The organism is Saccharopolyspora ipomoeae (assembly GCF_029952525.1).
GTDB lineage: Bacteria > Actinomycetota > Actinomycetes > Mycobacteriales > Pseudonocardiaceae > Saccharopolyspora > Saccharopolyspora ipomoeae.
Genome location: NZ_JASAOF010000001.1, coordinates 74696 through 87291 on the forward strand (window position 1 = coordinate 74696; position 12596 = coordinate 87291).

At 72.8% G+C, this 12596-nt stretch carries 13 protein-coding genes; 7 read left to right on the forward strand and 6 right to left on the reverse strand.

All coding sequences use genetic code 11. The features are described 5' to 3' along the window. Positions 1-15: 15 nt before the first annotated feature. From QFW96_RS00375 to QFW96_RS00390, 4 genes are read right to left on the reverse strand one after another with little or no spacing between them, the layout of a single operon-like run. Entirely contained in the window at positions 16-1308 is a 1293-nt protein-coding gene (locus QFW96_RS00375; protein WP_281453427.1) for a protoporphyrinogen/coproporphyrinogen oxidase, read from the reverse strand. Then, a complete protein-coding gene (locus QFW96_RS00380; RefSeq protein ID WP_281453428.1) occupies positions 1305-2228 on the reverse strand; it encodes a UbiA family prenyltransferase in 924 nt (307 codons plus the stop codon). The genes QFW96_RS00375 and QFW96_RS00380 overlap by 4 nt, the downstream gene beginning before the upstream one ends. Next, on the reverse strand, positions 2218-3330 hold the full coding sequence (locus tag QFW96_RS00385; protein WP_281453429.1) for a DegT/DnrJ/EryC1/StrS family aminotransferase: 1113 nt from the start codon (positions 3328-3330) through the stop codon (positions 2218-2220). The genes QFW96_RS00380 and QFW96_RS00385 overlap by 11 nt, the downstream gene beginning before the upstream one ends. After that, the gene (locus QFW96_RS00390; protein ID WP_281453430.1) at positions 3330-4466 is read right to left on the reverse strand and encodes a DegT/DnrJ/EryC1/StrS family aminotransferase; all 1137 of its coding nucleotides are present in this window, start codon (positions 4464-4466) and stop codon (positions 3330-3332) included. The genes QFW96_RS00385 and QFW96_RS00390 overlap by 1 nt, the downstream gene beginning before the upstream one ends. A 249-nt stretch (positions 4467-4715) precedes the next feature. Here QFW96_RS00390 and QFW96_RS00395 point away from each other — a divergent pair, with 249 nt between their 5' ends. From QFW96_RS00395 to QFW96_RS00420, 6 genes are read left to right on the forward strand one after another with little or no spacing between them, the layout of a single operon-like run. Beyond that, complete coding sequence (locus QFW96_RS00395) at positions 4716-5678, forward strand: Gfo/Idh/MocA family oxidoreductase (protein ID WP_281453431.1); 963 nt, start codon at positions 4716-4718, stop codon at positions 5676-5678. Next, a complete protein-coding gene (locus tag QFW96_RS00400; protein WP_281453432.1) occupies positions 5668-6507 on the forward strand; it encodes a sugar phosphate isomerase/epimerase family protein in 840 nt (279 codons plus the stop codon). Before QFW96_RS00395 ends, QFW96_RS00400 begins: the two co-directional genes overlap by 11 nt. Beyond that, complete coding sequence (locus tag QFW96_RS00405; protein WP_281453433.1) at positions 6507-7772, forward strand: M20/M25/M40 family metallo-hydrolase; 1266 nt, start codon at positions 6507-6509, stop codon at positions 7770-7772. Before QFW96_RS00400 ends, QFW96_RS00405 begins: the two co-directional genes overlap by 1 nt. Beyond that, positions 7762-8811 (forward strand): Ldh family oxidoreductase, encoded by a 1050-nt coding sequence (locus tag QFW96_RS00410; protein ID WP_281453434.1) that lies wholly within the window; start codon positions 7762-7764, stop codon positions 8809-8811. The genes QFW96_RS00405 and QFW96_RS00410 overlap by 11 nt, the downstream gene beginning before the upstream one ends. Further along, a complete protein-coding gene (locus QFW96_RS00415; protein WP_281453435.1) occupies positions 8811-9701 on the forward strand; it encodes a Gfo/Idh/MocA family protein in 891 nt (296 codons plus the stop codon). The genes QFW96_RS00410 and QFW96_RS00415 overlap by 1 nt, the downstream gene beginning before the upstream one ends. Beyond that, on the forward strand, positions 9698-10147 hold the full coding sequence (locus tag QFW96_RS00420) for a DUF6917 domain-containing protein (protein ID WP_281453436.1): 450 nt from the start codon (positions 9698-9700) through the stop codon (positions 10145-10147). Before QFW96_RS00415 ends, QFW96_RS00420 begins: the two co-directional genes overlap by 4 nt. Here QFW96_RS00420 and QFW96_RS00425 read toward each other — a convergent pair. Continuing rightward, positions 10100-11365, reverse strand: coding sequence for a nucleotide sugar dehydrogenase (locus QFW96_RS00425; RefSeq protein WP_281453437.1), 1266 nt, complete (start codon positions 11363-11365; stop codon positions 10100-10102). The genes QFW96_RS00420 and QFW96_RS00425 overlap by 48 nt on opposite strands. After that, the gene (locus QFW96_RS00430) at positions 11362-11664 is read right to left on the reverse strand and encodes a hypothetical protein (RefSeq protein WP_281453438.1); all 303 of its coding nucleotides are present in this window, start codon (positions 11662-11664) and stop codon (positions 11362-11364) included. The genes QFW96_RS00425 and QFW96_RS00430 overlap by 4 nt, the downstream gene beginning before the upstream one ends. Before the next feature lie 273 nt (positions 11665-11937). Here QFW96_RS00430 and QFW96_RS00435 point away from each other — a divergent pair, with 273 nt between their 5' ends. Next, positions 11938-12528, forward strand: coding sequence for a hypothetical protein (locus tag QFW96_RS00435; RefSeq protein ID WP_281453439.1), 591 nt, complete (start codon positions 11938-11940; stop codon positions 12526-12528). Positions 12529-12596 lie beyond the last annotated feature (68 nt).

Genomic DNA, 12596 nt, shown 5'->3' on the forward strand with positions numbered 1-12596 from the left:
GCGAACTCCTTGTCGTCAGACCGGAACCGGTGAGCCGAGCCTGCTGAGCGTGCGGGAGACCGCCAGCGCGGCGGTGCGCACGGCGCCTTCGCTGTGCGGGCGCAGGTTCACCCAGTCGCCCGCGTAGTCGACCGGCCCGAGCTCGCGGGACCGGAAGCCGGGCAGCGCGGCGAGCGCGGCCGGGGTGCACTCGGGCAGCGCGTGCCGGTGCCGGTGCACCCGGGCCTCGCCGCCGATCGGGAGGTAGCGCCGCACGGCCTCGGTGACCCGCGCGATGACCTCGTGGTCGGGGGCGTCGAGCAGCGCCGGGGTGTTCTCGACGTTGACCACGGCCGTGACCAGCCCCTTCCCCGCCGGGACGCGGCGCGGGTGCTTGAGGTGGTCGAAGAGGATCGCGGCGAGGAACTCCTCCTCGGCGCGCGGGGTGATCACCAGGTAGGGCTTGCCGGGCAGCTCGACCGGGGCGTCGAGCAGGAACGGCACCTTGATCGCCGAGGAGAACGTGCACGCCGCCAGGAACTCCGCCTCCACCGCGGGAGCGCCGGGGTGCAGCCGGGCGGCGATCGGGGCGGGCACGCACAGCAGCACCTGCCGCGCGGTCACCACGTCCTCGCCCGCCCGCAACCGGGCACCCGTCCCGTCGGCGACGACCTCGCTCACCTCCTGGCCGGTGACCACGTCGAGGTCGACGGCCATGCGGCGGCACGGGGTGTCCATCCCGTCGCGGTAGGTCCGCCACGCCGAGGCGGCGCCGACGGCGCGCTGCATTCCCAGAAGCACTGCGGCCGAGGACTTCTCGGGATCCCACAGGCAGAACGAGGCGGCGGGCTGGAGCAGGTGGTCGCCCACGTCGCGGTGGTGCCGGCGCGCCAGCTCGGCGACGGTGGTGTCGCCGAGCTCCGAGTCCTCGGGGCGTTCCGGGTCGACGGGGACGCCCAGCCGCGGCAGCTCCAGCCGTGCGCGCACCGACAGCCCGGCGCCGGTGACCAGCCCGCGCGCGGACCCGAAGCCCAGGTGCGCCCGCCCGTCCCGCCACATCCCGATGGGACGGCCGATCGGCGGCACGTCCTCGGCGCGGAACCCCAAGCGCCGCAGCAGGTCCCACGTCGCCGGGTAGCCGTGCGGGGAGATCTGCTCGGCACCGGTGTCGACGGCGTAGCCGTCACCGCGCGCCGTGGCCATCCGCCCGCCGACCTGCCCGGCCGCCTCGTAGACCCGCACCTCCAGCCCGGCCCGCTGCAGCTCGTGGGCGGCGGTGAGCCCGGCCACGCCTGCGCCGACGACGGCGACGTCCAGGTCGCGGCTCATCCGAGGGCCACCAGGACGTTGGCCAGCACCAGCAGAGCGACGCAGGTGCGGTGCGCGGTGAAGCCCAGCTTGCGGGCCCGCATGATGTCACCGACCGCGAAGCCCAGGTGGTACTGCCGCGCTCGCAGCGCGGTGGCCGGAAGCAGGAGCAGCGCGAACCACCACGGCGCGACACCGGTCAGCGAGGCCAGCGCGCCCAGCAGGAACTCCCCGACCGACAGCGCGGCGATGAACCGCGCGTTGCCGCGGCGCGAGGTCAGCGCGGCGACCGTCGGGCGGGCCACCGCCCGGTCCCCGTCGACGTCGTTGGTGTTGGAGTACACCCCGAACATCAGCGGACCCATGCCGAACAGCACTGCCTGCACCAGCACGAATCCCGAGAACTGGCCGGTGATCAGGCCGTAGGGCGCCAGCACCAGCGTCGCGCCCAGCACCACCAGGAACGCCTCCTGGAAACCCCGGTAGCTGAGCTTGAGCCCGTAGGAGTACTGCAGCGCCGCGGCGAACACGACCGCCAGCAGCACCACGGTCCACATCGGACCGTGCGGGGCGGTGAGGATCGCCGCGCCCCACAGCAGCGCGCCGATCCCGGCCGCGCCCCAGGCGAAGCGCAGCGCCTCGGCCTCGGTGAGGGTGCCCGCGACCAGCGGTTTGCGGAGCTTCTTGCGCAGCCGGTCGTCCGAGCCGTAGTTCACCAGGTCGCTGCCGTCGCGGAACCCGGTGATGTCGTCGAACGCCACCCCGGCCACGATCACCGCGACCGCGCCGAGCAGGAACAGCAGCAGCGTCCCCGGCTCGGTGGGCGCGGCCGAGGCGACGACGAGGATGCCCAGGTAGTAGTCGTAGACGTCGAACTTGCCCAGCCGCAGGTAGCTGCGGAACCGGGACTCCTGCGGAACGTTGAGCATCTCAGCGGACATGCGTGCTGAACTCCTCCACCGCGTCGGCGACCCGCTCCACCTCGGCGTCGGTCAGGTGCGGGTAGATCGGCAGCGCCAGGATGCGGGCGCAGGCGCGCTCGGCGTTCGGCCAGCGCTCGCCCACCGGCGCGTGCCGGGCGAATGCCGGCTGGGAGGGCAGCGGCTGCGGGTAGTACACGTGCGACCCGATCCCCTTCTCCGCGAGGAACCCGCGCAGCTCGTCCCGCCGGTCGCTCTGCACGCAGTAGACGTAGTAGCAGCGCCCGTTCCGGCCGGGCGGCGGCGGTTCGAGCCCGGGCAGCCCGGCGAAGCGCTCGGTGTAGTGCTCGGCGATGCGGGCGCGGCGCTCCAGGCGTTCGGCGAGCCCGGTGTAGCGGTAGGACTGGAACGCGGCCTGGAACTCGTCGAAGCGGCTGTTGACGCCGACCACCTCGTGCACGAACCGCTCGCGCTGACCGTGGTTGCGCAGCATCCGGACCCGTCGCCCCAGCTCGGGGTCGCGGGTCACCACCGCGCCACCTTCACCGGGCATCCCGAACGACTTGACCTGCACGAACGAGTAGACCCCGGCCTCGCCCCACAACCCGGCCGGGGTGCCGTCGAGCACCGCGCCCTGGGCGACGGCGGAGTCCTCCAGCAGCCGCACCCCGCGCGCGGCGGCGATCCCGGCGAACCGGGGCATGTCGGCCATCACCGAGAACATGTGCGCGGGCATGATCGCCTTTGTCCGGTGGGTGATGCGCGCTTCCACCTCGCCGGGGTCGACGACCATCGTGCGCGGGTCGACGTCGGCGAACACCGGCTGCGCCCCGACCTCCAGCACCGCCGAGGCCAGCGGCGCGCAGCCGAACGCGGGCACCACGACCTCGTCGCAGGTGCCGACGTCCATCGCGCGCAGCACGAGGCCCAGGGCCGCGGTGCCGCTGCCGCAGGCCACGACGTCGGCGGCGCCGAGCTCGGCCCGCAGCAGGTCCTCGAAGGCGCGGGTGTGCTCGCCGAGGATGAACTTCTGCTCGGGCGCGGTGCCGATCTCGCGGATCAGGTCGAGCATGACCTTGCGGTCGCCCTCGAACAGGTCGGGAGGGAAGAACGGGATCTGCATCAGGGCCTCCCGGCGTAGAACTCGCGGATCGTCGCGCACACCCGGTCCACCTGCTCGTCGGTGAGGTCGGCGTGCAGCGGCAGCGCGAGCGCGCGACGGCTGGCCGACTCGGCGCGGGGGAAGTCGCCCCGCCGGTGGCCGAGATCGGCGAAGCAGGGCTGCAGGTGCAGCGGGACCGGGTAGTAGGTCTCGGTGCCGATGCCGCGCTCGGCGAGGTGCTCGGCCAGCTCGTCGCGCAGCTCGACCTCGATGAGGTGCACGTAGAACACCGGGTCGTCGCCGGGCACCGGCAACCGCACGACGCCGTCGAGGCCGCGCCGGTAGCGCTCGGCGATCTCGGCCCGGCGGGCGATGTCGTCGTCGAGGTGCGCGAGCTTGGTCAGCAGGATCGCGGCCTGGATGTCGTCCATCTTGCTGTTGGTGCCGGTCATCCCGGTCTCGGTGGAGATCGTCGGGAAGTCGTCGAGGGTGCGTCCGAGCCGCCCGTGGTGGCGCAGCCCGGCCACCAGGTCGGCGAGCTGGTCGTCGTCGGTGAGCACCGCGCCCGCGTCGCCGAGCGCGCCGAGCGTCTTGGCGGGGAAGAACGACAGCACTCCCCCGGCTCCGTGCAGCCCCGCGTGCACGCCGCCCTGCCGCATCCCGATCGCCTCGGCGCTGTCCTCCACGACGGTGAGGCCCCGCTCGCGCGCGACCTCGCCGAGCGCGGTCATGTCGGCCATCCGGCAGAAGAGGTGAGCGGGCATCACGAAGCGGGTGCGCGGGGTCGCCACCCGCGCCACCTCGTCCGGGTCGAGGGCGTAGGTGTCGCGATCGACGTCGGCGAACACCGGCGTGCCGCCGGCCAGCACCACCGCCGAGGCGGTCGCGATGAACGAGTAGGCGGGCACCACGACCTCGTCGCCGGGCCGCAAGCCCAGCGCCCGCAGCAGCAGGACCAGCGCATCGGTCCCGCTGTTGACGCCGACGACGCGGCGCGCGCCGGTATATTCCGCGAGCGCGGCTTCGAGCTCGCCGACCTGCTTGCCGTGCGAGAACTTGCCGTTGTCGAAGACCTCGGCTATGCGCGAGCTCATCTCCGGCCAGAGCCGTTCGAAGGTGCGGGCCTGGGAGAAGAACGGAACGGGTGCTTCCGCCACTCCCCCAACGAATTCCGTCCCGAGGGACACGCTGAACCAACCCCCTGTAAGCGTTCAGAACCTAGATCGAACTTAACGAGGGCTGATCTTTTTCGACGTGTGGAGGAGCCAACTTCACTCCTTCCAGTGAGACGTCGTTTTTCCGGCAGCAGAACGACTTCCGAGCGCGGTGGTGGTCTGTACAGTCGCCGGGGCCGGGTTCACCGGCGCCTCTCCTCCCACCCATCGGTCCACAGAGGACGTCGTGCGATGCTGCAACCATTCGTGATCGGACTCGGCCGCGCCGGTTCCGGCCTGCACCTGCGCGTGCTGGCGCAGGCCCGCGAGGTCGCTCCGGGGCTGTTCGCCGGCGGGCGCGTGGTGGCCTGCGACCCCGACGCGAGACGGCACCGGCCGGACGTGACGCTCGTCGACTCGATCGGCGCCGCAGCGGCGACGCTCGACCCGCACCGCACCGTGGTGCACGTCTGCACCCCGCCGCAGGGGCGCGCCGGGGTCCTCGCCGAGCTCGCCGAGCACGGGTTCCGCCGGGTCATCGCGGAGAAACCGCTGGCGACGAACCTGGAGGAGCTCGCGGCGATCGAGTCGATCCGCGACCGGCACGGCATGGACATCGCGGTGGTGAGCCACTGGCTGGAGTCCCGGCTCACCGAGCACCTGACCGGTCTGGTGGCTCGTGGCGGACTCCGCTCGGTGACCTTCGACCAGGACAAACCGCGGTTCACCCGCTCGTGCGCGACCACCGGGCACCCGACCGCGTTCGACGTGGAGCTGCCGCACTCGCTGGGCGTGGTGCTGCGGCTGGCGGGTTCCGCCGAGATCACCGAGGCCGAGTGCGCCGACATGCGCGTCGCCGACACGGTGCTGCCGAGGCTCGGCAGCGCCCGGCTGGTCCTCGACCACGCCGGGGGCGTGCGAAGCGAGATCCGCTCGGATCTGACCGCGCCGATCCGGCGCCGCCGCATCACCCTCGAACTCGACTCCGGGCGGGTCGTCGGCCACTACCCGATCGGTGCCGACGACGACCACGCGCAGCTGGAGATCAACGGCCGCCGGGTCGTCTTCCGGGACGACGCGCTGACCCGCTGGATGGTGCGCGCCTACGTCCACCACCACCGGCCCGCGGGCGAGCACGGCACGTTCGACCTGCACGCCGACATCATCCGCCTGCTCACCACCGCCAAGGAGAGGACGCTCGCGCATGCACGCTGACCAGCTCGTCGGCATCGGGGACGAGGCCGGCGCCTCGCTGCCGGAGCAGATCGCCGCGATCACCGAGCTCGGCTGGCCCGGCATCGAGCTGCGCACCGTCGACGGGGTGGCGCTGGCCGAGCTGGACTCGTCCCGCTTCCAGCGCGTCCGCCGCGCGGTGCAGGCGGCCGGGCTGCGGGTCGTCTGCCTGGACTCGCGGATCGGCAACTGGTCGCGGCCCATCACCGCTGACCCGGCCGACGACCTGCGCGAACTCGACGTGCTGGGCGACCGGTGCGCGGCGCTGGGCACCCGGTACGTCCGGATCATGTCCTACCTCGCCGACGGTCTCGACGAAGCCGAGTGGCGGGAGCGCGTGCTGGAGCGCATCGCCCTGCTGGGCGACCGCGCGGCCCGGCACGGCGTGGTGCTGCTGCACGAGAACTGCTCGGGCTGGGCGGGTTCCGACCCGGAGCGGATGCTGCGGCTGGTCGACGCCGGTGGCCCGTGCCTGCGGCTGCTGTTCGACGTCGGCAACGGGGTGGAGCACGGGTACGACGCCTTCGAGGTCCTGCAGCGGGTCCTGCCGCACGTCGAGCACGTGCACGTCAAGGACGCCGTCGGCGTCCCGGGCCGGGCCGAGTACGTGCTGCCCGGCGACGGTGACGCGCGCGTGCACGACTGCCTGCGGCTGCTGCTCGACCACGGCTACAGCGGAGCCCTGTCGCTGGAACCGCACCTGGTCACCCGGCCGCACGAGGGCGTGGCCGGGTCCGACCCCGGACCGTTCCTGCGGGCAGGGCGGCGGTTGGAGCGGATGCTGCGGACCGCGCCGACCGGTGTCGCGTGATGGGCTTCTCCGACGACGATTGCGCGCTGCTGCTGGAGCTGCTGGAGCTGCCGACCGTCAGCCCGCTGGAGACCTCCGATCCGCCGCAGCTGTGGCAGGCCCAGCGACGCTACGCCCGCGCGGCCGAGGAGCTGGGGTTCCGGGTGCTGCACCACCGCCCGCCCGATCCGGGGGTGCTCGACCGCGACGACGTGCCCGAGACCGTGCGGCGCGCGGGGCCGGAATTCCTCGACGCGCAGCCGAGCCTGCTCCTGCGGCTCGGGCCGGAACTGCCGCGATCCGAGACGGTGATGTTCAACGTGCACCTGGACACCGTCGCCGGTCTCGAACCCGTCGGGCTGCGCGACGGCCGGTTCACCGGTCGCGGCGCGATCGACGCGAAAGGCCCTGCGGTGGCACTGCTCTCGGGGATCCGGGACGCACTGCCCGCTCTGCGCGACGACGTCGCGGTGCTGCTGCAGGTCGTCTCCGGCGAGGAAGGCGGGGCGATGGGCACCTACGGCACCCGCCCGCTGGTCGAGCAGGGCCACGTGGGGCGGCTCAACATCTGCTGCGAACCCACCGGTCTGCGGTACCTGCCTCGCTCGACGGCGTCGATGACCGCGCGGGTGCGGGTGGACGGGCAGGGCTCGATCGACGACCGGCCCGACGCGGGGCACAACGCGACCGCGCTGCTCGGGTTCCTCGCCCAGCACCTGGCGTCCCGGCTGGACCCGACCGACCGGCCCGGCCGGCTCTGCGTCGCCGGGCTGCGCACCGGCGACCTGCACAACCGCGTCTACGGGTCCGGGCAGCTGCTGCTCAACCTCTCCTACGCCACCACCGCCGAGGGCGCGGCCGCCGAGAAGGAGCTGCAGCGGGCGTTCGAGGACGGCATCGCGGAGTTCCGCGAGCGCTTCTCGGGCAGCAGGGAGTTCGCCCGAACCGCCCGGGACGCGGCGGCCATCACGCACCTGGACTGGGTCAAGCGCGGCCTGCCCTGCCTGGACGACACCGACCCGTGGGCCGAGAACCTGCTGGAACGCGCGGGCGCCCGGCGCTGGCCCGACGAGGAACCGGCCTTCACCTGCGACGCGATCTGGATGCACGACCTGCCCGGCTGCTTCACCGCCGTGCTCGGCCCGGGTCGCCTCGACACCAACCACGCCCACGCCGACGGCGAGCACGCCGAGCGCGCGGAGCTCGAGGAGTTCGCCGCCGTCGTCTCGGCGCTGCTCACCGAGTTCGCGCGACACCGCACCGGAGAGGAACACGATGCAGCCTGACACCGCGACCGTCCCCCACGAACGCCTGCACGGCCTGGTCGCCGAGCGGTTCCGCGCGCACGGCGTGCCCGAGCGCCGCGCCGGCCTCGCGGCCTCGGCGCTGTGCCACGGCGACCTGTGCGGCTTCGACTCGCACGGCGTGTTCAACCTGCCCCGCCTGTACCTGCCGCTGCTGGAGTCCGGCCGCGCCGACCCCGCCGCCGAACCGGTCGTGCGGTCCGACCTCGGCGCCTGCGCGACGGTCGACGCCGATCGCGCGCTGGGCCTGTGGGCGGCGGCGGAGCTGATGGACGACGCGATCGCGCGGGCCCGCGAGCACGGGCTCGGCCTGGTGTCGGTGCGCGGCGCGACGCACTTCGGGTGCGCCGGGTTCCACGCGGCCCGCGCCGCCGAGCAGGGCATGATCGGCGTCGTCGCGAGCAACTGCGGCGGTCAGCGCATCGCCCGGCCGCCGCTGGGCGCGCTGCCGCTGCTGGGCACCAACCCGCTGGCGGTGTCGGCGCCCGCGCTGCCGGAGCACCCGTTCCTGCTGGACATGAGCACGACCGTGGTGCCCACCGGCAAGGTGCGGGTCGCGGCGGGAGACGGCGCGACGATCCCGGAGGGCTGGCTGGCCGACGACTCCGGGACCGCGGTGACCGATCCGAGCGCCCTCGACGGCGGCACGGCGCACCTGCGCTGGCTCGGTGGCGACCCGGACACGGGCGCGCACAAGGGTTTCGGGCTCGGTCTGGTCGTGGAGCTGCTCGCCGCGCTGCTGTCCGGATCGGCGCTGGGACCGACCCCGGGGGCCGTGCTGGGCGACTCGGGGCGCGACGACGACATCGGCTACTTCCTGCTGGCGATCGACGCCGAGCGGCTGCGTCCCGGCTTCGCCGGGGCCGCGCGGGCGATGTTCGGCGCGGTCCTGGACTGCCCGCCCGAGGGCCAGGTGCACTACCCGGGCTGGCACGAGGCCGAACGCGCGATGCGCCGTCGCCGCGACGGCGTTCCGGTCCGGGCCCGGCTGCTGGCCGAGCTCGGCGAGGTGGTCGGCTGATGCGCCGCGTGGGAGTCGTCGGGCTCGGCGCGATCTCCGCCTACTACCTGGCCGCCGTCGAGGCCCGGGGCTGGGAGCTGGCCGCGGTCTGCGACCTGCGACCGGACAGGCTGCGCGGGTTCGCCCCGCACGTCGGCTGCTTCACCGACCACCGGGCGCTGCTGGGCTCGGTCGAGCTCGACGGGCTGATCGTCACCGCCCCCAACGACGCGCACGCCGCGGTGTGCCGGGACGCGCTGCGGCGCGGAGTCCCGGTGTGCGTGGAGAAACCCCTCGCGGTGTCTCTCGACGACGCGCGGGAGCTCGTGGCGATCGCGACCAGGTCCGGTGTGCCGCTGCTGACCTCGTTCCACCGCCGCTACAACGACAACGTGCGCCGGCTGCTCACCGAGGTCACCGCGCGCGGGGGTGCGACGGCGCTGCGGGTGCGCTACCTGGAGCGCATCGAGGAGCACCTCGGCGGGGACACCTGGTACCTCGACCCGGTTCGCTGCGGCGGCGGGTGCGTGGCCGACAACGGGCCGAACGCCTTCGACCTCGTGCGGCTGTTCCTCGGTGACGTCGACCTGGTCCACGCGGTGGTCAAGGAGGAGGGCGGCACCGACCGCCAGGCCGTGATCGAGCTCGAATCGGCCTCCGGCGTCCCGGCGGTCGTGGAGCTGGACTGGTCGCATCCCGGCGAGACCAAGGACGTCGAGATGCTGCTGGCCGACGGGACGCGGCTGCGCGCCGACATGCTGGCCGGGCACCCCGGTTTCAAGAACTCGCTGTGGCACGAGTACCACGGCGTGCTCGACGAGTTCGAGACGGCGGGGACCGATCCGGGCGGGCTCGCCGCGCTGCGGCTGGTCCACGACACCTACCGGTTCTGCCAGGAGGGAACGCGGTGAACCCCGACGAGGACGGTCCGAAGAGGACGCTGCAGGCGCGCGTGGTCAAGGTCCTGGTGCACCACCGCGCCGAGCGCGGCATGTCGCTGGAGCCGCACGCGAGCCGCTGCGTCCGCGCCGGTGACGTGCACGAGTTGGTCACCACCGACCACACCGACACCGCCGAGGGCGCCCGCATCGACCGGGTCGCGTTCCTCGGCTTCGCGGAGTTCGACCGCGGCGGCGTGCTGGACCGGGGCGACGAGGTGTGGTTCGGGGACCGCCGGGTGGGCACCGTGCTGGGCTTCGACGCCTGCCACTTCCCGAACCACTACAACGTCCTCATCCACGCCGAAACCCCGCTCAGCGGCGCGGATCTCCACCTGCGCCCGGAGGCGCGCCTGAGCTTCAGCCAGCCGCTAGAGGTGGCTGATGTTCTCCCCGGCGAGCTTGCCCCGGGTGTCTAGCAGCAGGCATCGCGAGGCGACCAGGCGGACCGGGTCGTAGCACGCGTGGTCCTGCAGCAGGATCGCCAGGTCGGCCTCGCGCAGCCCGTCCTCCACGTGCTCGACGCGGCGCAATCCCCTTTCCCCGACGGCGAATTCGGGGACGTTCGGGTCGTGGTAGACGACCTCCGCGCCGGACTTCAGCAGGCCGGAGGCCACGGGTAGCGCCGGCGTCTCGCGGGTGTCGGCGATGTCCGGCTTGTAGCTCGCGCCCAGCAGCAGCACGCGGGCTCCCTCGACGGCGATCCCCGCGTCCTGCAGCAGCCGCTCGGCGCGGTCCACCACGTGGTGCGGCATCCGCTCGTTGACCTCGCGCGCCGCGCTGAGCGTGCGGAAGTCGAAACCGGCGCTGACCCCGGCGGTTTCGAGGTAGACCGGGTCCACGGGGATGCAGTGCCCGCCGACGCCGGGGCCGGGCTGGAACGGCGCGTAGCCGAAGGGCTTGGTGCCCGCGCAGTGCAGCACGTCCCACACGTCGATGCCGGTCCGGTCGCAGAACAGCGCGACCTCGTTCACCAGCGCGATGCTGACGTAGCGGTAGGTGTTCTCCAGCAGCTTGGCCATCTCGGCCTCGCGGGTGCCGCGCGAGACCACGAGGGTGTCGATGAAGCGCCCGTAGAACGCCACGCCGTGCTTGGCGCACAGCGGGGTCACGCCCGCCACCACCTTCGGGGTGTTGCGGACGCCGAAGACCTCGTTGCCGGGATCGATGCGCTCCGGCGAGTAGGCGAGGTGGAAGTCCTCGCCCGCGACCAGACCGCTGGACTCCTCCAGGATCGGCCGGACGACGTCCTCGGTCGTGCCCGGGTACGAGGTGGATTCCAGCACCACCAACGTGCCGGGGCGCAGGTTCTCGCCCACCGAGCGCGCGGCGGCGCGCACCGCGCTCAGATCGGGGGCGCCGTCGGTGAGCCCGGTCGGCACGCACACCACGACGGCGTCGGCCTCGGCGATCACCGCCGGGTCGGTCGTGGCGCGGAACCCCGCGGCCGCCATGTCGGCGACCGCGGAGTGCGGGACGTCGGCCACGTGCGAGCGACCCGCGCCCAACCCCGCCACGACCTCGGCGGAGATGTCGAAACCGGCTGTCCTCATGCCGATTTCGTGCGCGCGGACCAGCAGCGGCAGGCCGACGTATCCCAGCCCGACCACGACCAGGTCGGTCCTCGCCTCACTCATGCCGAGAAGCTGCCCGTACCCGGGGGGACGTGCGAGCCGTGCCCGGGCGGGACCTGGAGCCCCGGCGTCATGCAGAACGGGTCGCCGTACACCGTGATCACGCGATCGGTGTCGTTGACGATCACGTGCGAAGCCAGCGGGAGCTTGTGGCAGCCCTGCGGGTCCTCGAACTTCGTCAGCGGCTGGAGCTCGGTCTCGAACACCGTCACCCGGTTCGACGGCTCCTGCGCTCCCGCGAGACCGGCACCGCCCATCGCCAGCGCACCGGTGGCCAGGACGACCGAAGCAACGCGCACCATTCTCATGGAATATTCCCTTCCCGATGATGAACAAAATCCGACCGTTCGGCACGGAATTTCCTCGCATTTCCGGTAAACGGCCGGGCCGGACAGTAGCAAGACGTGAAAGTACGCGCAGCGAATGGATATCCGCACCTCCGAGATCAGATCAATAGTCCGCTCGATCGTGCGAATCGAAGTGCCGACGGACGAGACCCGTGATCCTATTCCGCTTCGAAGGAGATCGACGGCGATCTCCTTTTCCCCTTGAGTGAACGAAGGAGCTCAATCCGCATGATGCCCCATTTCGGGAAGAAGTCAGCACTTTTCGGCGCGACCGCAGCACTGGCGGCCGCGCCGCTGCTCGGCGGTCTCCTGACCGCGCAGGCCGCCCCGGCCGCGCCCGACAAGGCGCTGCTGACGTGCGACATGACCGGAACGGCCCAGTTCTCCCCGGCGCTGTCGGGGAACCCGTTCGGCGCGGCCACCACGATGAAGGTCGAGGGCGAAGCCATCGGCTGCACGCCCTCCGGGAGCTGGGCCGAGGACGTCGAGAGCGCGACCTTCAGCGGTGACCTCTCCGGCCGGATGTCGTGCACCTCGCTGCCGCGCGACGTCGGCGGGGACGTCGACATCACCTGGAAGTTCAAGGACGGCAGCACCGAGACCAGCAAGGCCAACTTCTCCCTGAAGCTGGAGGGCAACCCGCTCCGGCCCAGCCAGGGGGTCAGCGGCGCGTTCGTCGGCGAGACCGTCGACGGCGAGTTCCCCGGCACCGAGCACAAGGGCACCGGCAAGTTCGACCTGGCCTCCGCCGCGGGCGGCTGCCTGTCCGGCGGCCTCTCGGAGCTGGACTTCGGCGGCAAGTACGAACTGAGCCGCTGACGGCTGAGCCGGCAGGACCCCTGCGGGACGCGAGGGGCGGGGCGACGGAGCCCCGCCCCTCGCTGCGC